Origin of the sequence: Reichenbachiella sp. (assembly GCF_039944555.1) — a bacterium.
Taxonomy (GTDB): Bacteria; Bacteroidota; Bacteroidia; order Cytophagales; family Cyclobacteriaceae; genus Reichenbachiella.
Genome location: NZ_JBDUYN010000006.1, coordinates 120,732 through 145,527 on the forward strand (window position 1 = coordinate 120,732; position 24,796 = coordinate 145,527).

Here is a 24,796-nt window from a genome sequence, read left to right on the forward strand (position 1 = left end):
TTAATCGAAACGAACTATATCAAGAAATAATATAATTATTTACAGATAATAATAAATCTCTTTGCTTATTCTGCTGGATTGCGCTTCGCTGCAATGAAATCATTCCAGTGTTTTTGTCTATCTCCGTTGAGTACGCGAGGAAATTTGTGTTGACCCCCTGCTTTGCCCTGACTGCTCATCCATGAATAAAATAGACTGGTTGGCAAGAATTCCACCAGTACTTCTTTTAGCGCTGCTGATCGTTCTACTCTATAATCATCGTTGAGAGACATGAGATTTTTGTCCAAAATTTTCCTGAACCTCCCCTGATTTACCGGATCGTCGGTACCGATATACCAGTGATGAGCAAATAAGGTATCGTAGGATTCGCCGCAGACTGTAAACTCCTTCACTGTAACATTCAATTGGCTGGCCGTCATCTCCAGCGCTTCATTCATGTTATCTAAGGATAGATGTTCGCCGCACAGACTCAGGAAATGCTTGGTTCTGCCTTTTATGACAATTTCGACTTCCCTTGCATTAGTAAATTCAATAACATCACCGATCAGGTACCTCCAGGCTCCTGCATTGGTACTGAGCAACAGCGCATACTCCTGTCCTTCTTTGACTTCATCGATTTTTAGCGTTTCAGGATTCGCGCATAGATCTCCGCTCATGTTAAAGTTCTTATTTGTGAAGGGAATAAACTCATAGAAGATTCCATTATTCAATACCAGTTTCATGGCGGAATGCTTGGGCTTGTCCTGGAAGGCAATAAAACCCTCCGAGGCCAAATAGGTCTCCATGTAGTGGATGGGTTCTTCTAATAGTTTTTCAAATCCTCTTTTATATGGCTTAAAGGAAACGCCTCCATGTACAAATATTTTAAGGTTAGGCCAGATGTCATGAATAGTTTTTACCTGATAGTGAGCAATGGTTTTTTCCATGAGTAGCTGAATCCAGGCGGGCACGCCTACGATTACCCCTACATTCCAGTCCTTCGCTCTATGGACAATTTCATCCAGTTTGGAATCCCAGTCCGGAGCTTTGGCAATTTTTTTTCCAGGTTTGCAAAAACGCTGCAACCAAATCGGTATTTGGCTGGTGGTTATCCCACTCAAATCTCCTTCAAAGTAGGTACCATTGAATTTCAAATCAGTACTTCCTCCGATTACCAGAATGTCGGTTTCATAATATTTCGAATCTATTTCCAATTTGGATAACGCCAGGAGTTGCCGAACCCCAGTACGCTGCATAGATTTTAGAATCTCTTTTGTTACTGGAATGTATTTAGATGGAGCACCCGATGTGCCGGAACTCAGTGCATAGTATTTAACCTTACCTGGCCAGGTAACATCCTTTATGCCTTCTCTTGATTTGGACCACCATTCATCGTTAATGGCATTATAATCATGGATGGGGACATTGCTTTTGTAGTATTGGTAAAAAAGATCTTGATCCTGATCTTTAAAACCATTCAATATGGTTTTAAAATAATAGTAGCGACCAAAATAAGTATCCTTTGCGGCAATCAGTAATTTCCGCAACTCTGTTTTCTGCAGGTCAAAAGAGGAAGTATAATCTTGTTCCAAACTTTCTCGAAGCCTAATCCCACGCTTGAGAAGGGTGCCTAATATCGCCATGATGATTGAACTACTGGTTGACTAAAATAGTTGCATCAAATTAGAAGAAATAATAAGATGAACTACTCTAAGTTAATTGTTATTTTGTTAATTCACCATTAAGAAATAAGTAACAAAAATGTCAGTCACAGAGTCACTAAATACCATTCGAAAAGAACTTGAAGGCACATCAGCGAAACTAGTAGCTGTGAGCAAGACCAAGCCGAATGATCTGATCATGGAAGCCTACGACGCGGGACAAAGAGTTTTCGGGGAAAATAAGGTTCAGGAATTGGTAGAAAAACAAGTCGTACTTCCAAAAGATATTGAATGGCATATGATTGGTCACTTGCAGCGTAATAAAGTAAAGTATATCGCTCCTTTTGTGCATCTGATTCACGGTGTCGATACGGTGAAGCTTTTGAAGGAAATAAACAAAGAGGGCAAAAAGAATGACCGTGTAATACCCTGTCTCCTTCAGATTCATATTGCTGCAGAAGAAACCAAGTTTGGTTTCAGCATAAATGAAATTGAAGAGTTTTTGGCCTCTGACTTATTGGACGAACTGACAAGTATTTCTATTGTCGGATTGATGGGCATGGCTACCAATACGACAGATGAGGCGCAGGTAAGGTCGGAATTCTCCGGATTGAAATCTCTTTTCGATCATCTGAAATCAACGTACTCACGCCCCCAATTGGACCTCAAAGACATTTCTATGGGAATGAGCGGTGATTATAGAATTGCAGTAGAAGAAAGGAGTACCATGGTTCGCATTGGAAGTACTATTTTCGGCGCCAGGGATTACTCTGGAAAATAGATTCTTGTTCGGACAAAATCAATCAGCCCATTGGCCAACCATTCAATAATAACTGAGCACCAGCCGGGTTTGTAGCAAACGGAATGTTGTGTACGTCGCATAATCTCATCAACATTTGAATATCCGGCTCATGCGGATGTTTTCCCTGGGGGTCACGAAAGAAGAATATCAAGTCCAACTTACCTTCAGCTACCATCGTCGCAATTTGAGCATCCCCACCCATTGGGCCAGACAGGAACTTATGTACCTTCAGCCCTGCTTTTTCCGCATGCGACCCGGTAGTTCCTGTAGCTACAATGTCCGCATCGATGATACGATCTTTATTCTCTAACAAGAAGGCCACCATTTCTGCCTTTTTTCCGTCATGAGCGATTACTGCTAGTCTCATATTTATTCTTTTATATGGCTTTTCTAAAGTTGATAACTTTAGAAAAGCCTAATTGATGTTTAGTATCGAATTACCTCCACGCCTTCCACTGATTAATCAAGCTATTGGTTGACCCATCGTGCGAGGATACTTTCTCCTCTCCTTTTAGCTCTGGTAAAATTTGACCAGCTAACTGCTTACCTAATTCCACTCCCCATTGATCAAAGCTAAACACATTCCAAATCACTCCCTGAACAAAGATTTTATGCTCATACATAGCGATCAATGCTCCCAGGTTATAAGGAGTAATCTTCTTTATCAAGATTGAGTTGGTTGGTTGGTTACCTTCAAATATTTTGAACGGCAACAAAGCATCAATCTCCTCTTCTTCTTTTCCTAGTTTAAGCAATTCATCTATCACCTGTTCTTCAAGTTTTCCTTTCATGAGTGCTTCGGTCTGCGCGAAGAAATTAGCCAATAGTTTCTCATGATGGTCGCTGATAGGGTTTTGACTTTGTGCAGCTGCAATAAAGTCAGAAGGAATCAATTTGGTACCTTGATGAAGCAACTGATAGAAGGCATGCTGTCCGTTTGTTCCAGGCTCTCCCCAAATGATCTGCCCAGTCTGAATGGCAATAGGCTCACCGTTTCTGTCTATGAATTTACCATTGCTTTCCATATCACCTTGTTGCAAATAGCTGGCGAAGCGATGTAGATATTGGTCATAGGGTAAGATTGCATGAGATTCTGCACCGAAAAAATTATTATACCATACACCAAGCATGGCCAGGATCACAGGTAAGTTATCTTCGAATGCTGTATCTCTAAAATGCTCATCCATGGCCTCCGCTCCATCGAGCAATGACCTGAAATTATCGAACCCGATCGCGCATGCAATAGACATCCCTATAGAGGACCATAGCGAATAACGACCACCAACCCAATCCCAAAATTCGAACATATTAGCCGAATCGATACCAAATGCCTCTACTGCTTTTTTATTAGTAGAAAGGGCTATGAAATGCTTGGCAATAGCGCTTTCATCTTTTGCCATTTTCAAAAACCAGTCTTTTGCCGAATGGGCATTGGTCATGGTTTCCTGAGTCGTGAAGGTCTTAGATGCAATGATGAATAAAGTTTCTGACGCATCCACCTGCTGCAATACCTGGTGCAGATGAGAACCATCCACATTGGATACAAAATAAGAGTTGACGTTTTCCTTTTGATAAGGCTTCAAGGCCTCAGTCACCATATATGGTCCCAAATCAGATCCGCCAATTCCAATATTGACAATGTTCTTAATTTCCTTTCCGTCAAATCCTTTTAACTCACCGGCATGAAGTTTCTTGGTAAAGGCTTCCATCTTTTGAAGTTCCTTTTGAATCAACGGTCGAACGTTTTCACCATCTACCTCAAGTGCCTCATTGCTGTTGCTCCTTAGTGCAGTGTGCAAAACTGCCCGATCTTCAGTTTCATTGATTTTCTCTCCATTAAACATGGCTTCGATAGCGTCTTTCAGTTGGCATTCATTGGCCAATTGCATCAATAAAGACTTGGTCTTATCTGAGAAAATGTTTTTAGAGTAGTCGAGTAGAAAATCATTCCACTGTATAGAAAACTTGTTGAACCGCTCGGGGTCTTTTTCAAACATATCGATAATAGGATCTTTTGATATGTCCTCGTAATGGTTTTCTAAGGCTTCCCACGATTTGGTTTCTGCGGGATTAACTTTTGGAAACATAATTAAATTAGTGTTTTAGTACATCAATTGTCAATTCTTCTAACAATTTCAGGTCAATGTCGTCGTGTGAATCAAGAATAATATCTGCTTTGCTCAAATCCTGATTTCCAGAATTTTGATTGCGATAACCAATGCATTTCATGCCTGCGGATACAGCCGCCTGAACACCATGCTTGGCATCTTCAATGACTACGCAGTTTTCGGGATTCACTTCCAATGTCTTTGCTGCGAGCAGAAAAATATCAGGATTGGGTTTCGTTTTCTTCACATCTTGACTACTTACATAGCCTTCGAAGAAATCTGAGATGGCGAATTTATCTAAAACCAACTTAATATTCTCCCTTGATGCTGAAGAAGCTACAATCATTTTGATATTGCCCGATTTTATGCGTTGAAGCAGATCAATTAATCCAGCAATGGGTTTAAAATCATTCTCTTTCAAGGCACCAATGTAAGCCTCATCCCCTTCAACAGTAAGCTCCTCTGAGGTTGCGTCCAATCCATACTTTGTGATATGACCGTCCCAAAGGTCCCGGGTTCGCATACCCACATATTTGGCGTGCTCCTCGATTGGATACTCGGTCACACCGAATCTTTTTAGAATTTCAAATTCCGTTTCGTAATGAATAGGCTCACTGTCCATGATGACACCATCCATATCAAATATTACTGCTTCTAGCATTGCATTGGGATTAGGCGGCAAAACTATTCAACAATTGCTGATTTGAAAGCGGATTTCAAATTATGTATATATAGTTCTTCTTTCACTTGAAATCGTCTTCCCCGAAAATCTACGCTTGCCTTATTCTATGCTCGTCAGGATCTGGTCCGCCTTGTCACGAAAGTGAGCATTTTCGGATTTTGACAGCACATTCAACGTTTCTTTTACCTCTGCAAGCTTCCCAAACGCCATCTTCGCCATTAGTCTGTTCCAGTATGCGGAAGAATCCTTGGGATTATCTTTTAATCCTATACTATAGAAATATATCGCACTGTCAGGTTGACCCATTTCAAAGTGAAGATCCGCCAAGATCAACGGGTAGTGTCGAGCATTTTCTTTTTCAACTTGCCTAATTAAAGTGATAGCCTCTTGTACCTGACCTTCTGCATAGACAGAGATGGCTTCCGAAAGTCCTATATTTTCATCCTGAGCCAAACGATTATTCAAACGATCCTTAATAAAATGATTTTGTGCTAACATTTTAATTTCAGGGCTTTTCGCGGTGATGGCTCTTTTTTGCCCTTGGAGCAGCAGGTAGAGTGGCAACATAATGGCCAATAAAAAGATAGCTGCCACGGATTGATACTTAAAAAAGGCCTTTCTGAAAGGTGCTATAAATGCGGTACGCGTCTTTTTTTTGTGTTCATCAAGTCGATCAACGGCTTTCAAAGCGATCGTCATACGAGAATAGTCCTGCACCTCTTTAACAAAGGCAGGATCGCTATCCCACAATTTGCGGAAGGTCACCAATTCACCCTCAGTCAGCTCTTCTCTGAGGAACTTATCGATCAATTCATTTTTTTCAGAGCGCTTCGTCATTTGGGTAAATCTTTAAATATTTTCTTCCAATACTTTATGCACCGACTGAGTGTGGTTTTGGCGCTGCTTTCCGAACCAATATGACCCAAATCATCTGCTATATCTTTATGCGCCTTTCCATCTACATACTTCAAAGCTATTATTTTTTGGCACTTTTCATTCAGTAGACTGAATGCACGAAGGGCCTTTTTCGACTCAAATAAATAATATTCATCTGGTTCTTCAAACAACGTGATCCCATACTTTTCATTCACTGAATTTTGGAACCTTGTTCGTTCTTCAATACAATATTGTTCGTAGTATTTCTTCTTCCTTTGGACGTTTCGCCAGGTGTTTGCACCTAAGTTCTTGCAAGTTTTGAAAAGGTAGCCTTTCGCTATTGAGTCTATCCGCCCCTTCTTTAGCTGATCCAAAACGAGAATACATGCGTCGTGGTAGAGTGTTTGGGCGTCCTCTCTATTCCAATAAAGCATGCGCTGGATATATGATACAGCTTCACTTTCCCAGCTTTTGACGAAAACATCTGCCTCGGAAAGGGTATATACTTCTAGATTGTTATTGGTCTTCATTACATACTGTAGACAAGAAAAAGGTAATGTCCCCTTCAAAGTATTAAAAAAAAATTCATAAAACTGTTTACGGTTCACTTGTACTATACACTACCAGGTTATTGGATCCAAAACATAATTCGATTGTTCAGAAATGTTTTAAAAATATCAAACCAAGATTTATGATATGAAAAACGAACCGTAGGCCGCAGGGTATTCGATTCAGTTTCGTTCGAACGGGTTAAACAAATCACAAAATTATTCTTTCATCTGCACCTCCATTTTTTTTGGAGGCAGTAAAACTTATGTCTTTTTCAAAATGGAAACACCAACAAAAACATTAATCTATCAGGAAATTCCCAATAGCAGGAAGCTTTTGGAAATCGCTTATTCAAAAATTTTAGGCCAAAAGAAGGACTATTTTCTTCATTACAAATACGAATTGATTAAACAGTACTATGGAACAAAATGCCTGGACATTGGTGCCGGCAATGGTAGTTATTCCAAATTTCTCAGAGGTAAGGAACATCAGGTCACTTCCATAGATGTAGTCGACAAATCCGAAGAAGAACAGAATCATAACATTCGACTTTTCAATGGACAGGACATTCCCTATCGCGACAATGCATTTGACACCTCCTTGCTCATGTTCGTCTTGCATCATACTAACGTGCAACAGGAACTAATAAGTGATTGTATTAGGGTGACCAGAAACTATATCATTATCGCGGAAGATGTGATCCAAAATAAATTCGATGCTTTAATAGGCGCTATTCACCTCAATACTTCTCCATGGGACAAGGGCAATGATTCTTTCAGAAGCCATAACCAATGGAGAGATTTCTTTTTGAAAAATAACCTGGAACTAGTGGAAACGGTAACTATTTCCAGATGGGCTTATCCGGTGTATCCGGTAGCAAGAAAAGTTTACGTGTTGAAAATTCATAAATGAGATTAGGAGATATTTCGCAACAGGTGTCGGATAAAAGGTTATTGCCTTTTGTTTGGCCCTGGGCAAACCCAAGTGGCCAAGGTCTATCAGTGAAGGAAGTCCTTTTATCCAGAAAGTTCTCTTTTGCCTATCTGTTGATTAGTTGGATGCTGGTGATGCTACTAGGCTTTGCTTCGAATAGGGATTGCCATTCGACATGGCAACTCAACCTCTTGTGTGACCAGGCCATATGGCTCATAAAAATTAAGACCGATCCAATTGGTTTTATTCAGAGCCTAATCACATCGGCTTGGATTCACAATGGAATCGAACATCTGCTTTTTGTTTCCATCATTGGCATCGTGATCATCATTCAATCTTTCGAATCTCAATATGGCTCTCGGTTCACGGTATTCGTGTTTTTTATCACACATATCTTGATAGGTATCACCTTTGCTATACTGTTCAACATTGGAATTAGTTGGTGGCCAGACAACGAGTACTTTCAATATGGATTTGAACGCAACTGGATGGGCGGCTCGGTGGGCTTTTATGCCATTATCGGGGCGTTTTCGTTCTTGCGCTGTAGAGGATGGTTTTTGGTTTCTATCCTATTGTCTTTTGAGGTCATCAATCACCTTGTGCTTGGCACCAGTATTCATATTTCGATGATACATACGTTGTGCCTGGTTTATGGAAATTTGGTGAGTCGGTTCTATACAAGAGTATTAATACCCAAATTTGCTAGATAGTCCGCCAACGGCATTAACTATCCGGCAAATTCACTATTCTTTAATTAATCCACGACAAACTTGAACGCAAACGAAACGATATTGGCATTCAGTCCATTGCTTCTTTGATAGTTTTGATATCTGACATCAATACTTTTCAGACCAATGTTTCCAATCTTCATAGAGGTGAAAATGTCCTTATAACTAATGCCCATACCCAATGTCTGGCTGTCAAAAGTTGACAGGTCATAATCTGATGTATAGTACTGTTCCGTTGAAAGATGTGTATCAAATGGTGCAAAATAGTCTGCCTGATTTTGCTCATAGTATCGATAGTTCGGATAAAAAGTAAACCTACTTCCTATCTTGATCGGCAGTTCGATACTTGCGGTATGTGCTGTCAGTCCCCAATCATCCTGGTAATATCTGTAGTAGGTCCGTAATGATAAAAATTCGGTCAGGTAGTAATTTGCCCTTACGCCTATCGGGATTTTCAATCTCGTAGACGGCAGTCGTTCAACATCATCCGCTAGCTGGTATACTCCTGTATTTTGTTTGCTTTCGTAGACACTGATTTGCTGTGTATCTCCGATGAAATAATTCTCCACATCAGCAAAGTACACTCTTTGATAAGGAGTAGACAGCAACCCTTCTTGACGGATCGCATCCACGAAAAGTGAAATCTGAAAATTGCGCGAAAGGATTTGAGAAAACCCAACCGACAAGGCGTATGAATTCCTCTTTTTGTCCTGAACAGCACTGAAAGCCGATGGTAAATAGGAGGTAGAAGCTACTCCCTGTTGATCGTATACGGTGACACCGCTAAAAAAACCACTGGATAAGAATTCTTGCCCGTAAGTTTCATACTCATGTAATTCGGTTGGATAAATAGGGTTCCATTGATCCAGATAGACTTGAGCCTTGAAGCTCAACTCTGTGTTTTTCTGATTCATCAGCTTGGCGAATCCACCGCCAAATCCAAACGACGAGTAATCATATTCACGCGAAATACTGCCGTTCATGTTCCAAATATTATTGCGATCGTCTGAGCTATGTGCATAACTCACATTCAAACTGGTAAGGGCATCACTTTTGGAAGCCCCTGATGAAGCCACCCATGGGCTTCCGATTGGGGTTCCGGTACCTGTTCCATACCCTTCATCATCGTCGTCGTCATCATCATCGTCCTCATAGCGACCACCTTGAGAGGCACCGGTACTGTTGAACGGATTGATATTGCTTGAAGAAGCAGATGAATAGGCTGAAATTCCGGCGTCGATCGTTAGTACGCCATCAGGTCCTGCGGGCATTGAAACGATGATGGTTGGCGTTACATCTGTCAAGTGCTCATTGCCCACACCACCACTCACTGCTGAGTTATTACCATCTTGCTCATAATAACTGAAGAGCAGGTCTATTTCAGTAGCATCCAGCACACGTTTTTTATAGTGACTGGTAGAGTCACTCTCTTGCGCCCAAGCGGAAAGAGAGAGTAAAGAAAAAAGAATAATTATGTAGGTCCTCATCATATTAGTTACATCCACATCCTCCACCTGATTTTCCTCCATTGGCTCCTGAAGCTCCTTCTCTATAGATTTGAAATATGGTTTCAAATCTTTCACTTTTATGGGCAGCCAGTTCCATGTCAGGATCATTCAGATTTACCTTTTGATATTCCTTGACAACTGAGCATCCGCTCGCAGCTACCAACATCATCAGCGCTATACCATATATCTTTTTCATTCCGACGTTTTGTTTAAATCAATATTATCCGAAGTGTATATCTTGTTTTGGTCATCGATGAGTATGCATTCGACACCATTCAGTTGATTGGTAAAGTCCAAGGCTACCTCCGCTCCCATCACAAAAAGTGAGGTCGCCAATGCATCCGCCAGTTCAGCTTGTTTGGCAAATACGGTTGCACTTACGATTCCCTTGCTCGGCATACCGGTCCTGGGGTCAATAATATGTGAATATCGTTGACCATCCAGCAGTACATATTTTTCATAATTCCCTGAAGTAACCACCGCTTGATTATCGACAGGCATCCAGGAAAACACTTTGTTCTTATTTAGAGGGTTAGTAATTCCTACCATCCATGGTTCTCCATTGGGTTGTTTTCCCCAAGTATTCAAATCCCCGGAGGCATTGATGATTCCGCCTTTCACACCTTTTTCAATCAACAACAGTTTGGCCTTATCTGCCGCATAGCCTTTACCGATGGCACCAAATCCGATTTTCATTCCTTGTTTTTTTAGAAATACGGTACTCTTCTCCCGATTCAGAATGATATTTTCGTAACCCACTTTCTCAACTGACTTTTTAATGACTTCGGCGTCCGGTTTACCCATCATACTGCCATCAAATTTCCAGATCCTGTCCATGCTGGCATAGCTGATATCAAATGCGCCAGCAGTAAGATTGGATATCTTGATCGACCTTTCAATCAAATCGAAAAGTTCCTTATCAACCTTCACAGGGGCCTTACCAGCATTTCGATTGATATTTGAAGTCTGTGAGTTTGGATCCCAGGAAGATATGAGTCTTTCGATTCTTTCTATTTCTGCAATGGCCAAATCGATGTACTGCGATCCCTCTTCCTCAGAATTAGCTATCACTGTTATATCAAACTTGCTCCCCATAAGGGTCAACGTACTATCAAATTTTTGCTGTGCCCAGGTAGTAGTGGACATAGCAATCAAAACCAAAAACCAGAAATTCTTCATCAGCTCTTGAATGAATTAAGTAACTCTATGTATTCGCCAGGCGTGATGTTCTTATAACCTGTGGTGCCGTGTACTTTTCCCGCAAAATCCAAAATCAGCACCAAGGGAAAATATCCATTTTGATTGTAGCGCTCGGCCAAGGCATCGTTATGTGCTTGTAGCTCTTTCGGAAGCTTATTCGCCTTCTTTCTGGGAAAGTCAGCCTTGACTAAAACATAGTTTTCGGCCGCATAATTTTTAAATTTTTCAGATTCCCAGATGCTGCGTTCTAACTTGATGCACGGCCCGCACCAATCTGATCCAGCGAAAACCAATACTATCTTCTTATTTTCATCCTCTGCTATCTGTTTGGCCATGTCAATGTCCGTAAGCCAGTTTTGGGCCTGAGATTGCCACGCAAGAGCAGTCAGCATCAATACCCCAATTACCTTTTTCATATTCATTTAATCTCGTTCTAGTTGTACTACAGTTAAACACACACTTACCCTAGTTTAACAAGGCCTAAGATGAAACCAGGGCAGTCCATGCATCCACCTGAAACACGAACTCACCCTGATCTATAATCCAAAAATCAATACACATTAAAGTAATCATCCATTTTGAACAGTGACTAGGAAGAATACTCCTCCTAGCCCATTCACCTACTGTTATTAAATAACCTGTAATACAAGCACTACCGCCTGATCAGGAAATACCCTATTTAAAAAAAGAAAACTCTTCTGTAGTTCATAAGATTTAGCAGCTCACCATTTCCTACAAATACAGAAGAGTATGTCTTAGTCCAACTTTTTAGATATTTATCAAAAAGTAGTTTGTAAAAAAACAAACGATGACATCGGGTGTAAAAGGTGACCAGGGCAATCTTCCACCCGAAGCATACATTCACCCTGGCCAATCCATAAACCTCAACTCATCTGAATTTTTAATCTAAATTTTAAAAAACCAGGGAGAAATAGAATCGACTTCCTCCCCGGACTAATTAAAAACCTATTCTTATTTGCTATCCTGTGTTATATGTAATACCGCTAAAGGAGGAAATACCCTACCTTTTTTAATTTTACATTCGGATAGTAAGATGATGCCTGACTCATTCCTTAAAATTTCGAATGCAATAAAAAAGTGGTGAGAAATCTTCCTCACCACCGCTGTTGTTGTTGTGAGTTAAAATTCGTTTTTGGTTACACTTATTTATTGACAATCAATCTCACGGTCCTATTCTCCACTATCACCAAATAAATACCATTGTTAAGGTTTTGAATATCTATGAATTGATTGGTTTCAGATTTGATCAGAAGGGTGCCATCGGGGCTATATACATCCAACCCTGATTGTCTAGCTGCTGATACCCAAAACCCATCTGAAGTTGGATTAGGATACACTACCAAATGATTTTCTATCCCTTTTAAACCGGTAATAGGAGAAATGGTTAACTCATCCACAGTCATATCAGACCCTATATTCATGGCTTTATCTGTCGCTGTGACAATCACATTGTGGGTTCCAAAATTGATTTCAGATAGTTGATCATCCATAAGTGTCCAGGTCCCATCACCATTGTTAGTAGCGGTCAGGGTTTGTCCATCTATGGTGATTGAAATAACCGCTTCATTATCATTTACGGTTCCGGTCAGTTTGGGTGTCTGATCATTTGTGTCTAATAAATCAATAGTCACTACAGGTGCCGTTGCATCATTTTCAATACTCAAGCGAGGAGCCGCTAGATTACCATTTCCTGATGCGTCTACTGCCATCGAAGCTGCCACATCTACAGTTAATGTGCCGTCTTCAGTTGGCGTTAGGTCAAAAGTGTAAGCATCACCAGATCCCGAGAAATTACTGACTGTCCCACCAACAACAACAACATCTCCTGCTTCAAAGCCAGTCACCGTTTCGCTAAACATCACCGTCACGGGAATCGGATTATCATTAGTTGGGCTCGTTGAGGTTGTGGCGATATTTACCGTAGGAGCTGTACTGTCATAGTTAATAGCCAATTGAGCTGAAGCGCTATTTCCATAACCCAAGACATCCATGGCCACATCGGCATTTACATTTACAGTCAATTCTCCATCTGCCGAAGGAATCAAATCAAAGGAATAGTCAGCGCCTGAACCTGCAAAATTGGCAACTGTCCCTCCTGTCACTGTCAGATCTGAGGACTCGAAATCTGTGACTGCTTCGCTGAACGTTGCTGTGACAGGAATCAGGTTGGTATTGGTTGGACTTGATAACGTGGTAGAAAGGCTAAGCGAAGGCGCCGTTAGATCGTAGGTGATACTGAATTGTTCGGCAGCCACATGGCCGTTTCCTGCCAGGTCCATGGCTGAATTTTCATCAATATCGACTGTCAAAATACCTTCTCCGGTTGGAATCAAATCAAAGGAATAACCTCCCATGGTAATACTGAAATTAGATACGGTTCCGCCACTAATGATAAGTTCTCCTTCTTCGAGACCGGTCGTGGGTTCATCGAAGTTTACAGTGACGGGAATGGGGCTAACATTCGTTGTCGCCCCGGCCGTTGTAGTAATATTTACTTTAGGAGCAGTTCGATCCGAATCGATACTGAATTGTTCGGCAGCCGTGTTAGAGTTATCTGCGACATCTGCCGCTACGTTTGCTGCCACATTTACGGTCACAGCCCCTTCACTTACAGGTGAAATAGTAACCGTGAATGTGATGTTGTCTACCGTGTTAAAGGTTGATACAGCACCGTTTGCGACCACAATATCGCCTGACTCAAATCCGCCCACCTCTTCGCTAAATTCGATGGTGATTGGAAATGGATCCAAATTGGTCGGATCTGCAGCCGTAGAGCTGATGCTTACCGTAGGTGCTACAAAATCAGGATCGGCCTGCAGTTCATACGCCCCGACATCTACTACCTGCGCATTACCGGCAAATGGCCTGGCATTCCCTAACAAATCTGTAGTAATACCTGCATCTGTTGCCAAAGAATTTACCCCAAGGTCGGCAGCCAAGCTTCTTCTATACAGCGTGTAATCATCATTCGTGGCGTCGGTAAAGTAGTCTGCTATATCATTTGAAGCACCTTCTTCACCACCCAGGATATTTCCTCCTACATTGTCAAAGGAGCTGTCATTCTGAATATTGTCTCCGGTGCCTCCAGCTGTATTGGCAACAAAAAGGGAATTTTCTACTTTGAGGGTCTTCAGGTTGTAAATCGCTCCCCCATTACCAGTTGAAGAGTTATCGGAAAAAGTACAGTGTCTTACGGTAATGTTAGCTCCATTTCGACCATAAATAGCTCCGCCGGTATTGGCACTATTTCCCTCGAACAATGAGTTTTCAATGATAGTCGTCCCGCCAGAATAAATAGTAACAGCTCCTCCCCAAACTGCTGAATTATTGCTAAAAATGGATTGTTTGATACTCACATTTCCGTTTTCGCAATAAATAGGGCCACCGTGGCCACCAGTACTATTATTTCTAATCTCACAGCCCGTCATAGTCAGCGAAGCCGCATTCGAATTGACTAGTGCCACCGGACCCCACTGGGATGAGGGACTAAAATCTATGACTCTGATTTTATTTAATGTCAAGGACGTAGACCCGTTTACGTTAAAAAGCCCATGGTTCTGTCCGTCGCTTTGTAACGTAATATCAATGATACCATCATCATCAATATCCCCATCTATTAATAGTGTACCTTGGATAAAGCTGTAGTTTTTGGTAATCATAATTGTGCTTCCACTCAAGCTCGGATCGAACTCAACAGTATTTACTGTACCCTTGGAATCTATAAAATCCTGCAATGCCTGATCTAATGATCCCTCACCGCTGGTTTGGGTGTTGGTCACGTGAGCTACAGGGACGTAGAAAACATAGGCAAGGGTATCTTTAACCTGGGCCATGTTGTTAAGCACATCTTCTACCATTGCATCCATATACACCGTATCAATGACTTTCTCGGTCAAGTCACTTAGCGTAAAGGTGGCAGTATACTCTACATTATCCGATGTGGTGAGTGAAGCAAGCGAAAGGGCACCTGCTTTCGTTGAAAAATCAGCATTATCCAGCCCGGTAACGGCTCTGTTGAATGTAAACGTGACCGTCATGGTATTCGAATTAATAACACTTTCAGACTCAAAACCTATTGGTGGATCACCCTGAAACTCATAAGCCCCAGCATCTACGATATCTACGATGCCATCATAAGGCACTACATTACCCACAATATCCGCTGTAATACCGGCAATAGTAGACAAGGAATTCACTCCGGCGTTCACTGCTGGACTGGTTAAGATTAAGTTGTAATCTCCATTAGTAGCATCTACAAAATAATCAACAACATCGTCTGAAGCCCCATCTTCACCCCCCAGGATACTTCCTCCTGCATTGTGGAATGTTCTGGAATTTTGAACGTTGTTTGACCCTGATTCAGAATGGTTACCCACAATCAGGGAATTTTCCGTCGTTACGTTGTTAGAATTATAAATCGCTCCACCACCAAACTTTGCACTATTATTGGTTAAAGTGACATGACGCAATATCAAATTCGAGCCAAACTCAACGTATGCCACACCCCCATTACTGTTTGGGGCACTATTGTCAAAGAATAGGGAATTCTCAATGACGGTATTTACTCCAAAAAATGATAACTGATAAATTACCCCTCCCTGACTGGTTGCTGAATTACCCGAAAAGATAGATTTACTAATGTTTATATTTCCACTTCCGGTTGTGTAGTAAACTACTCCTCCAGATCTTGCCGCATTGTTCTTAATCACACAATTCTCAAGAGTCAAAGTACCTTCAGACATATGGAATACTCCTCCGTCACTAGTAGTACTGAAACTCCCTACTTCTAGATGACTTAAGGTAATGTCAGCTGTTCCCGACAAGGCGAAAAATCTGTGATTGGTGCCATCACTCTGTAACGTGATATCAGCTATTCCATCGTTATCTACATCACCGAATATTGCAAGGCTTTCAGCAGATAGGCTGTATTGTTCGGTAACGCTGATTGTTTGTCCTTTCAGACTGGGATCAAATTTGATACTATCTATGGCTCCACTGGAATTGATCATATCCTGGATCGCCTGATCCAGACTTCCCGCACCGCTGGTGCTCGTATTAGTTACGGTCACAGGCGTCATATACACAATACTAAATTGCGAAGCCACCGTATTGTTATTGTTGGCTACATCAACAGCTGCACCTGCAGCCACATCTACGGTCATCGTTCCCCAGCTGGATGATGTCAAGTCAAAAGTATAAGTATCTCCCGATCCAGTAAAACTGTTCACCGTACCTCCGTTGATCGTAAGATCGGCTTCCTCAAAGCCGGTGACCGCTTCACTAAAAGTCACGGTGACAGGTATTGTTGACTGCCTGGTGGGATTGGAAGCAATGGACGCAATACTAATCGAAGGAGGTATCACATCTACAATCGTCGCTGTGATCAACTGTGTATTTGATTCATTAGTATTTTGAGCAGTAACTTCTACCTGGTAGTCATTGGATCCTGCCTGATAGGTATGAGGGTCTTTAAAACTCAGGATACCGAATGTTCCATCAATATTGAACAATGCCTGATCCGTGCCACCGGTAATGGAGTAGGTAATGGGAAGGGTTGCGGATGGATCCTGCATATCTTTTGCCGCCACTGTCAGAACCGATAATTGATTTTCAGGAACATCTACCTCTGAAGCAGAAGTGAAATATACATCTTGCGCATAATTACTGACATAAATACCACTACCCAACTGATTGGTAGTACCATGGCTCACGTCCATGTCAGTAGTATTGGTAAACAAGCCTACCAATGTCATGTCCAGGTTGTCATCCACCAATATTTTTTCAATCGCAACATCACCATCGCCCATCATTTGTTCGGCGTAAAAAAAGTTACCATTGGCGTCGAGTTTGACAAGAAATCCATCACTTGCGGCTTTCGGGGTGAACTCCGCTACGGTTGCTTTGGACTGATCCAGTAACTTCATGGGTGCATCACCAAAACGTCCTGAAATGTAGACATTATTATGTTTATCAGTAGCCATAGCAAAATCCTGGTATTGGTAGCTCTCGCTGATGGTGGCTCCCCATTGGTATGCTCCTGAAGAAGACATTTTGACGATGAAGAAGTCAATACCTGCCTCAGGCGTCACAGTATCATCACCAGCCTCAAAATTTAGATCAATGGTATTATCAAACCTACTCATGATAATGATATTATCATCTGTATCTGTAATAACCTCGTGAAAAAGCTCTGTGCCATTACCTCCTGACTGTCGGCCAAAAACATAATTTCCATCATTGTCCAACTTGATGGTATAAATATCATAACTTCCTTGCCAAACAGGAGGTGTATCGGTACCTGCACTTGGGTCCATATCTATTGGTCTGAATGCCGCCATGGCTGTAATCACATTTCCTTGCGAATCAACCTTCATGCTACCAGGATTGTCATCTATACTCCCGTTGTTGGTATAACCCTGCCCCCAATGTTTAACCCATAGGTAATCCCCGTTGGAGTCCATCTTCATGGTAAAAACATCCCGATCTCCATTGGCGACAACATTGACACTCCCGCCGTTGTTTTGAAAATCGGACGTGCCATAAAAAAGGCCATGGGTGAATATGTTTCCACTGGCATCCAAATCAATGGCCTCTCCGGTATCATTGCCTGTTCCGCCAAAGTTTCTGGCATAGACAAAACCTCCACTTGCATCCAATATCCAGACGAAAATATCCGAGCCACCAAACGAAGTGAGGGTTCCGCCTCCAGTCGGATTAAAGTCTATTCCCAGATCGCCGGTTTTATTATTGAAATAACCTGTTATGTAGACTTTTCCTGCACCATCGACAGCCAGTGATGTGGCCCTGTCCTCGCCATCACCACCGATGGCATGCCCCCACAGATAATTACCATTGGCGTCCAGTTTGATGACGCAAATATCGTAGTCCCACTGATTGGTAGTAGACACATTTACTGTCCCCACTCCAGGGTTTAAATCAATGGTATTGGAGAAACTACCAATCACGTAAATATTACCTGAAGCATCTATTGTTGCATCTTTAAAATCAAAAGATGAACTGAAAGCATCGTGTGAAAGATACTCCTGGGCGTTTGCCAACCTATTAATATTCAGGCAGAGCGTTAATACTGAAAAAAGAAAAAACTTTACTTGAACTACACGAAGTTGACAAAAACGTGCACTTTGGATCCACTGGAAGAATCCTGTCAATGACCATTTCATACATTTGTTTTTAGTGACTTAAAATTGGAAATGAACAACTAGCTGGTTGAACTTAAGAATGGCTGTTCATAACTCCAGCGCCAAAATTGAATAGCAGGAGATTAGATTTTCGGTCGGTTTTTTTAGATTTTCTGCAATTGTTCAGGAATCAACGGAAGTGTTATTCCACATTCCCTATTTTTGAGGATCACCACTTCAGCACAACGATTGAAAAAGTCCATTTTAGCCCTTCATTTCCTGATTGTTTTAGTGCTGAATAGTGCAGTAGCACAATCTGTCTCAGATAGTTTGAGGATCGAAGAGTTAATAAAAAGATCTGAAGAGTTACGCTATATCCATACCGACTCGGCCATACTCTGGATGAAAGAAGCACATCGATTAGCCACTACCAATGATTTGGCCGCTCAAACAGCTAAGGCATTGTATCTAATTGGTGTTGGCTTTCATGTGAAAGGAGAATTGGATAGTGCGGAGCATTACTATTCACAGTCACTTCCGAAATTGGTATTGTCCAATGATTCTACTGGATTGTCTTCTGTGACCAACAATCTTGGACTGATCAAACTTAACAGGGGCGACAACAGCAGTGCAATTGAGTTTATCCTACGATCTGCCACGATCGATGAAAGGCTTGGAGACAAAGCAGCTTTTGCCTCTTCGCTGAACAACATTGGATTGATCTATCGACAAATTCATGACAATGAGAATGCACTTCGATTTTACCGTCGGGCAGAAAAGATCCAAACCGAATTGGAGGACGATTTTAGGCTAGTCCAACTGTACAACAACATGGGGCTGATCAAAGAAGAACAGGGAGAGGTGGATAGTGCGTCTTTTTTTTACCGGAAATCTCTGGAAAAGGCCTATGCTCCTGAATCTCAGAACCATCGAGCGAATCCACTCATAGGGATGGGACAACTGTTCTTCAATACGGGACAACTGGACTCCGCTTACCTTTATGCACAGGAGGCTGTCGCCGTAAGCACCCAGACACAGCAACCCAAAACGTTGTCGGTAGCCAAACTACTGATTGGGCAAGTTGAACTGAGAAAAGGAAGGTTGGGCGCAGCAGAGCGCCATCTCACAGCAGCCTACCAACTGGCTCTGGAGAGTGACCTGAAGCCTGAGATCGAACAGGCCGCTCTGAGATTTCACGAACTGTACAAAAGACGCGGAGACTATAAGAAAGCCCTGGAGTACTTCGAACTCTATGAAAAAACCAAAACAGAATTGCTCAATGAAGCAAATATTCGAGAAGTGACCAAACACGAGGAACGCTATAAATCAGAGAAAGAAAGGCAACAACTTCGGATCGAACAAAACGAAGCAACTTTGAAACTGGAAAAGGAAAAATTCCAGGCCCAAATACAACAACGGAATACACTCATAGCTTTGACTCTTATTGTACTCATCACAATTGGCATTACTTTTTCACTGTACAACAAGAAAAAGACGGGACAGAAGTTAGAGGCCTTAAACCACGACCTTTTTCTTAAGAACAACAAGCTGAACAGGTTGGATGAGTTCAGAACCCGGTTTTTGGCCAATATCAATCATGATTTCAGAACACCACTTACCTTAATCAAGGGAAGAACCGAACAGATCATTGGAGATGAGAGAAGCTACCTAACCAAGAAGTCCGAAAAGCATCTGCAGCAGATTTTGGAAAATGCAGAAACCCTTCACCACATGAGCGAAGAAATTCAAAACCTGGGCAAAATCGAAGAAAGTCAGCTTGAAGTCCAATGGCAGGCTGTAAACCTTTCAGCATTTACTCATGCCATAGTTGAGCTGTTTTCGTCTCGTGCCGATATGGAAGTGAAATACCTCAAATTTGAAAACAAAACAGCAGGTAAAGACCTTATTCATCTTGACAAAAGGCACTATCAAAGGATTCTGAATAACCTCTTGTCCAATGCATTCAAGTTTACCCGGCAGGGAGATACCATAACGGTGTCCGTTGAAGGAGAAGAACATCATGCCCTAATTACCGTCAACGATACGGGTATGGGTATCAAGGAGGGCGACCAGCCTTATATCTTTGATCGTTTTTATCAGTCTTCTGCTAATCCTTATAGTGAAAAAGAAGGGTTTGGTATTGGGCTCACGCTGGTCCGAGAATTAATTGGCCTTCATGGAGGTAGCATTTCAGTTGAATCCCACGAAGGCACCGGCACTACATTCACCTTCTCTCTGCCTTATCATTTAGATCAGGTTATTTCAGAAGAACAAGCGGCAATATCGAATGTACCTGATGACAAACAGATCGTGCAACCTGTCTATCAAAACGTGGACCTTGATGAATCAGACAGGCCGGAAATCCTTGTGGTGGAAGATCATCAGGCGGTAAGGGACTATATCATTGATGTGATTGGCTCAGATTTCAAAGTAAAAGAAGCCAGCCATGGTAAGCAAGCATTGGAAATTCTCCAAAAGGGGATCCCCGATTTGATCATTACAGACCTTATGATGCCCTGGATGGATGGTTTTGAACTCATAGAAGCATTGGAACAAAATACTGAATACTCAAAAATTCCTATCATGGTCGTTTCAGCCAGGACTTCTGATGAAGACAAGATGAGAGTATTAGAGCTGGGCGTTAATGATTTTTTAAATAAACCCTTCAACGTACAGGAATTTCATAAGCGAATTAAAAACCTGATTTCAAAAACCAGTCACTCAGGTTCTTGGGAGTACATTACCAAAGACAATAACTTAAAAACAGATGTAGAAAAGGATATACTGTCCAAAATACACAATCTCGTAGTTGCACGAATCAGTGACCCAAATCTAACGGTAGATGTATTGGCAGATGCCTTGTGTGCAAGCACCAGAAAGACGCACACACTCATAAAAAACCTGACTGGCAAACCTCCAAAAACTTATATAAAAACCATCCGGTTGGAATATGTGCAGCACCTAATACAAAATAGTAAGGTATCTACCCTACTTGAAGCAGCGCAGGCCATCGGCATGAAAAATGGGACAGAGTTTAAAACTCAATATCAAAGGCAATTTGGTAAAGAGCCTTTTACACGCTAATTGTGCTTCTTCAGGTTTTTTTGCCAATGCCAGGGCGAGCCAGACACATTTGAAACAAAATTCGTACTTTCATGGATGAAGTAGCTCAAGTTGGTTATCTAGGATGTCAAAAGGTGACCAGGGCAATCTTCCACCCGAAGTAGACATTCACCCTGGCCAATCTATAAACCTCAACTCATCTAAATTTTTTTAATCTAAATTTTAAAAACCAGGGAGAAATAGAATCGACTTCCCCCCGGACTAGTTAAAAACCTATTCTATTTGCTATCCTGTGTATTGCTCATTTAAACAAAACAGCGATGAGAACTATCCATCGCTGTTTGCTGTTGTTGTGAGTTAAAATTTACTTTCCTGATTATTTGCCTATAACCAATCTCATGATTTTATTTTTGGCTAGTACCAGGTAGACGCCATTATTCAGGTTTCGCACGTCAACGAATTGATTGGTCGATGCTCTGATCAAAAGGGTTCCATTGAGATCATACACACCCAATTCCGAACTTTCTACGGTTGATACTTTAAATTTATCAGTAGCAGGGTTTGGATAAACACTTACGGGCCTTAGTCCTTCAATCACATCCAAAACGGCAGTTAAAACAAAAGTACCTTCCGTCTGACCCTCGTAGTTGGTATCATCCACAGTGGCCAACACCTCATACTGTCCGGCAGCCGTTGGTTTTTCGGTATTTCCGTCAAAAGTCAATGAATATACCAAGCCTGAAGGATCAGTTGTTACGATAGGCTCTTTACTAGTTCCATCTGCTTCTTGTTCCAGATTGCTCAATGTTATAGTAGCTGCTGCCTTTGCTATGCTTAAAGTACCATTCGATAATCCCTGATAATTCACATTATCAATCGTTCCCGTAACAGCATAACTACCCGCAGTAGTTGGTGCAGTAGCTGAACCATCATATGTAAAATCTACAGTCAACCCGGTTGGGTTTGTAGTAGCAGTTACAACTCTTTGTGATCCATCATAAGTCTGGCTCAAGCTGGCCAAATTCACCGTTGCCTCTGCCTTTTCAATAGTGAGCGTGCCATTGACATAGTTAAACAAGTATCGATCTTCATCCACTCCTCCAGAAGGCACAAGATCATATGACCCTACAGTACTTGTACTGGTGGCTGCTGTAGAGACCACTGGCGCTGTACTAAGTGCCGTCTCGTCGTCTCCTGATAGAAACCCGCTATATGTCAAGGACAACGATGGGTTCTCTGTTGCGTAGACTCTGGTGGCATTGTCGGCAGTCACTGTTAGCGTCACCGAAGGTGTTTCGTCAGTTACTGTCAATACTATGGTTTGTCTAAATGAGGCTCTTACAGTTGTATTGGTGGCCTGAACCTGCACTTCATAAGAGTTATCCGTATCTGAATCCTGTGGATTTTCGAAATCAGGGTCAGAGACGAATGACAGCGAACCGGTGGCGGCATCAACAGCAAATCTTGCCTGATCAGCTCCTCCGGTCAATTCATAAGTAATGTTTGCATCGTTGGCTCCACCGACTCCGTCATGGGCATTGACATCCAATACGGTTCCTGAACTATTCTCAATTACATTCGCTTCGTTCTCTGAAGTGAAAACAGCCGGTGCCTTAAATTCAAAAAACCTAAAATCACCACCTTGTCTTCCGGTAAGTACATCAAGGTCTCCGTCATTATCAATATCCCCAAAGGATACATTTGCATAATAACCCGTATAACCCAGACCCATCGCATTTCTTATTGAATTACCAAAAGAAGGCGAGGTATTGGTGCCTGTATTTTCAAAGAAAAAGAAATTGCCATAGTAACCCTGTCCTGCTATCAGATCAAAATCACCATCTTGATCTATATCTGCAAAATCAGGCATGGAGTTGTCTCCAATATCGGTGAGTGAGAAAGGATTGTTTTGTACCGTGCCAAAAGTTGGAGCATTAACAGTCCCTGTATTTTCAAAATAGTCAAAAGTCCCAGAACTATTACCTGACAGCAGATCCAGGTCTCCATCGCCATCTAAATCAGTAAATGTCGGAGCAGACCTGTTTCCTATATCGGTGAGATTAAAAGGGTCTAAAACTGCTGCAGCAAAAGCTGGCGAGGTAGCCGTGCCAGTATTTTCAAAAAAGCTAAACTGACCATTATTAGCTCCTGATATCAGGTCATAATCACCGTCACCATCAATATCTACAAAAGTGGGTGCAGAATAACCACCTGCCACAGAGGTCAAACTAAAGGGATTGGTTTGAGCTGCAGCAAAGGCCGGTGATGAACTGCTTCCATCATTCTGAAAAAAAACAAATTCTCCGTTGCCGGAAGAATTATTACCGCTAAAAACATCTAAATCGCCATCATTGTCGATATCTACAAAGGCCGGTGCGGAATAGCTTCCGATATCCGTTAATCCAAACGGATTGGACTGGACTGGATCGAAATTGAGGTACTTATTTTCAAAAAATTGAAAATTGCCATAAGAATCCCCTCCGAGCAAGTCCAGATCTCCATCACCGTCCAAGTCACCTCCTACGGGTGCGACCCGATAGGTATAACCCACATTGAGGTCTGAAACAACCTGCATCCTAAATGGGTTGGACTGCTGAGGCGCAAAAGCAGGAGCCGTGGCGGTACCTGTATTTTCAAAAAAGTAAATTTGAGTATCATAGTGTTCTGATCCCAAGACATCAAAATCACCATCTGAATCAATGTCCAATATACTCAACACCGCATAGTTGTTAATCGTACTGGTACTCAAGCCAAAAGAATTGTCTTGAGCAGCTGCAAAAGCAGGAGTAGATTTTGTTCCTGTATTCTCGAAAAATTTAAATGTGGCATTCGGATCCAAGGTTAACACATCAAAATCGCCATCGCCATCCAAATCTGCTATATCCAGCGACGCGTACTCCCCGACTGCAGCCAGTCCCATTGGGTTGACTTGCAAAGGGCCAAAGGCAGGAGCTGTCTTTGTACCTGTGTTTTCAAAAAATTGAAAATCACCGGCTTTATACGTAGTTAGCAAGTCTAAATCCCCATCATTATCCATGTCCGCAAAGGCCGGTGAGACAAGTTTCATACCAGAAGCAGACGTGATACCTGTTAGGCCAAAAGGATTGGTTTGTACAGGTCCAAAAGCAGGATTTGTGGCAGTACCCGTATTTTCAAAAAAACTAAAATCAGTAGTGTTGTTGCCGGCGAATACATCAAGATCACCATCTCCATCAAGATCTACCAGAGCAGTCTTTGCATAACTCCCAATATCCGTCAGTCCAAAAAGATTCCTCTGTGCTGTCTGAAAGGTAGGTGTACTTTGTGCCAGCGAATCCGAAGTGCTTACCAACATAGCACCTGATAACATTGCAGTAGCCGTGGCTACTTGAATACTGGCATACAGATCTTCAAGTTTTGCCCGCAAGCGCTCGATATGCTTTCGAATAATATTTTGCCGACGAGCATTGCGTCCTGTCACTGTCAGCCGCTGCATTTTGCGTCGATACTTGTTGTATCGCAATAGCAGTTGATTGAATAGGTACTTTTCTTTTCTCATTATTTTACC

The 24,796-nt window shown here is 41.9% G+C and carries 16 protein-coding genes; 4 read left to right on the forward strand and 12 right to left on the reverse strand.

What is annotated here, in order from left to right; translation table 11 throughout:
- Positions 1-65: 65 nt before the first annotated feature.
- A complete protein-coding gene (locus tag ABJD64_RS05355; protein WP_348179590.1) occupies positions 66-1,622 on the reverse strand; it encodes a GH3 auxin-responsive promoter family protein in 1,557 nt (518 codons plus the stop codon).
- A gap of 118 nt (positions 1,623-1,740) precedes the next feature.
- Here ABJD64_RS05355 and ABJD64_RS05360 point away from each other — a divergent pair, with 118 nt between their 5' ends.
- Positions 1,741-2,421 carry a YggS family pyridoxal phosphate-dependent enzyme gene (locus ABJD64_RS05360; RefSeq protein WP_348179591.1) on the forward strand — a complete coding sequence of 227 codons (681 nt, stop codon included), beginning with the start codon at positions 1,741-1,743 and terminating at the stop codon, positions 2,419-2,421.
- A 22-nt stretch (positions 2,422-2,443) separates the two neighbouring features.
- On the opposite strand, the gene ABJD64_RS05365 is transcribed toward ABJD64_RS05360, so the two are convergent.
- The 5 genes from ABJD64_RS05365 to ABJD64_RS05385 all read right to left on the reverse strand — a co-directional run bounded on the left by ABJD64_RS05365 (position 2,444) and on the right by ABJD64_RS05385 (position 6,638).
- Positions 2,444-2,809, reverse strand: a complete 366-nt coding sequence (locus tag ABJD64_RS05365) for a methylglyoxal synthase (protein WP_348179592.1) — start codon at positions 2,807-2,809, stop codon at positions 2,444-2,446.
- A gap of 70 nt (positions 2,810-2,879) precedes the next feature.
- Positions 2,880-4,529, reverse strand: a complete 1,650-nt coding sequence (pgi, locus tag ABJD64_RS05370; protein WP_348179593.1) for a glucose-6-phosphate isomerase — start codon at positions 4,527-4,529, stop codon at positions 2,880-2,882.
- 7 nt (positions 4,530-4,536) lie between these two features.
- Positions 4,537-5,211: an HAD family phosphatase gene (locus tag ABJD64_RS05375; protein WP_348179594.1), complete on the reverse strand. Its 675-nt coding sequence runs from the start codon at positions 5,209-5,211 to the stop codon at positions 4,537-4,539.
- A gap of 120 nt (positions 5,212-5,331) precedes the next feature.
- The gene (locus ABJD64_RS05380) at positions 5,332-6,069 is read right to left on the reverse strand and encodes a tetratricopeptide repeat protein (protein ID WP_348179595.1); all 738 of its coding nucleotides are present in this window, start codon (positions 6,067-6,069) and stop codon (positions 5,332-5,334) included.
- Positions 6,066-6,638 carry a sigma-70 family RNA polymerase sigma factor gene (locus ABJD64_RS05385; RefSeq protein ID WP_348179596.1) on the reverse strand — a complete coding sequence of 191 codons (573 nt, stop codon included), beginning with the start codon at positions 6,636-6,638 and terminating at the stop codon, positions 6,066-6,068. Before ABJD64_RS05385 ends, ABJD64_RS05380 begins: the two co-directional genes overlap by 4 nt.
- Before the next feature lie 298 nt (positions 6,639-6,936).
- Between ABJD64_RS05385 and ABJD64_RS05390 the strand changes: the two genes are divergently transcribed.
- Both ABJD64_RS05390 and ABJD64_RS05395 read left to right on the forward strand, forming a co-directional pair.
- Positions 6,937-7,569 (forward strand): class I SAM-dependent methyltransferase, encoded by a 633-nt coding sequence (locus ABJD64_RS05390; RefSeq protein ID WP_348179597.1) that lies wholly within the window; start codon positions 6,937-6,939, stop codon positions 7,567-7,569.
- Entirely contained in the window at positions 7,566-8,300 is a 735-nt protein-coding gene (locus tag ABJD64_RS05395) for a hypothetical protein (protein ID WP_348179598.1), read from the forward strand. The genes ABJD64_RS05390 and ABJD64_RS05395 overlap by 4 nt, the downstream gene beginning before the upstream one ends.
- 44 nt (positions 8,301-8,344) lie before the next feature.
- Here the strand turns inward: ABJD64_RS05395 and ABJD64_RS05400 are convergent, their stop codons facing one another.
- The 5 genes from ABJD64_RS05400 to ABJD64_RS05420 all read right to left on the reverse strand — a co-directional run bounded on the left by ABJD64_RS05400 (position 8,345) and on the right by ABJD64_RS05420 (position 18,228).
- Positions 8,345-9,892: a DUF3570 domain-containing protein gene (locus ABJD64_RS05400; RefSeq protein ID WP_348179599.1), complete on the reverse strand. Its 1,548-nt coding sequence runs from the start codon at positions 9,890-9,892 to the stop codon at positions 8,345-8,347.
- Positions 9,810-9,995 carry a DUF4266 domain-containing protein gene (locus tag ABJD64_RS05405; RefSeq protein ID WP_348180396.1) on the reverse strand — a complete coding sequence of 62 codons (186 nt, stop codon included), beginning with the start codon at positions 9,993-9,995 and terminating at the stop codon, positions 9,810-9,812. The genes ABJD64_RS05400 and ABJD64_RS05405 overlap by 83 nt, the downstream gene beginning before the upstream one ends.
- Before the next feature lie 23 nt (positions 9,996-10,018).
- Positions 10,019-11,005 carry an FAD:protein FMN transferase gene (locus ABJD64_RS05410; RefSeq protein WP_348179600.1) on the reverse strand — a complete coding sequence of 329 codons (987 nt, stop codon included), beginning with the start codon at positions 11,003-11,005 and terminating at the stop codon, positions 10,019-10,021.
- Entirely contained in the window at positions 11,005-11,442 is a 438-nt protein-coding gene (locus ABJD64_RS05415) for a thioredoxin family protein (protein WP_348179601.1), read from the reverse strand. Before ABJD64_RS05415 ends, ABJD64_RS05410 begins: the two co-directional genes overlap by 1 nt.
- 747 nt (positions 11,443-12,189) lie before the next feature.
- A complete protein-coding gene (locus tag ABJD64_RS05420) occupies positions 12,190-18,228 on the reverse strand; it encodes an Ig-like domain-containing protein (RefSeq protein WP_348179602.1) in 6,039 nt (2,012 codons plus the stop codon).
- A 207-nt stretch (positions 18,229-18,435) separates the two neighbouring features.
- On the opposite strand from ABJD64_RS05420, the gene ABJD64_RS05425 reads away from it, so the two are divergent.
- Positions 18,436-21,270 carry a response regulator gene (locus ABJD64_RS05425; RefSeq protein WP_348179603.1) on the forward strand — a complete coding sequence of 945 codons (2,835 nt, stop codon included), beginning with the start codon at positions 18,436-18,438 and terminating at the stop codon, positions 21,268-21,270.
- Positions 21,271-21,625: 355 nt separating this feature from the next.
- Here the strand turns inward: ABJD64_RS05425 and ABJD64_RS05430 are convergent, their stop codons facing one another.
- Positions 21,626-24,787: an MBG domain-containing protein gene (locus ABJD64_RS05430; RefSeq protein ID WP_348179604.1), complete on the reverse strand. Its 3,162-nt coding sequence runs from the start codon at positions 24,785-24,787 to the stop codon at positions 21,626-21,628.
- Between the last annotated feature and the right edge of the window lie 9 nt (positions 24,788-24,796).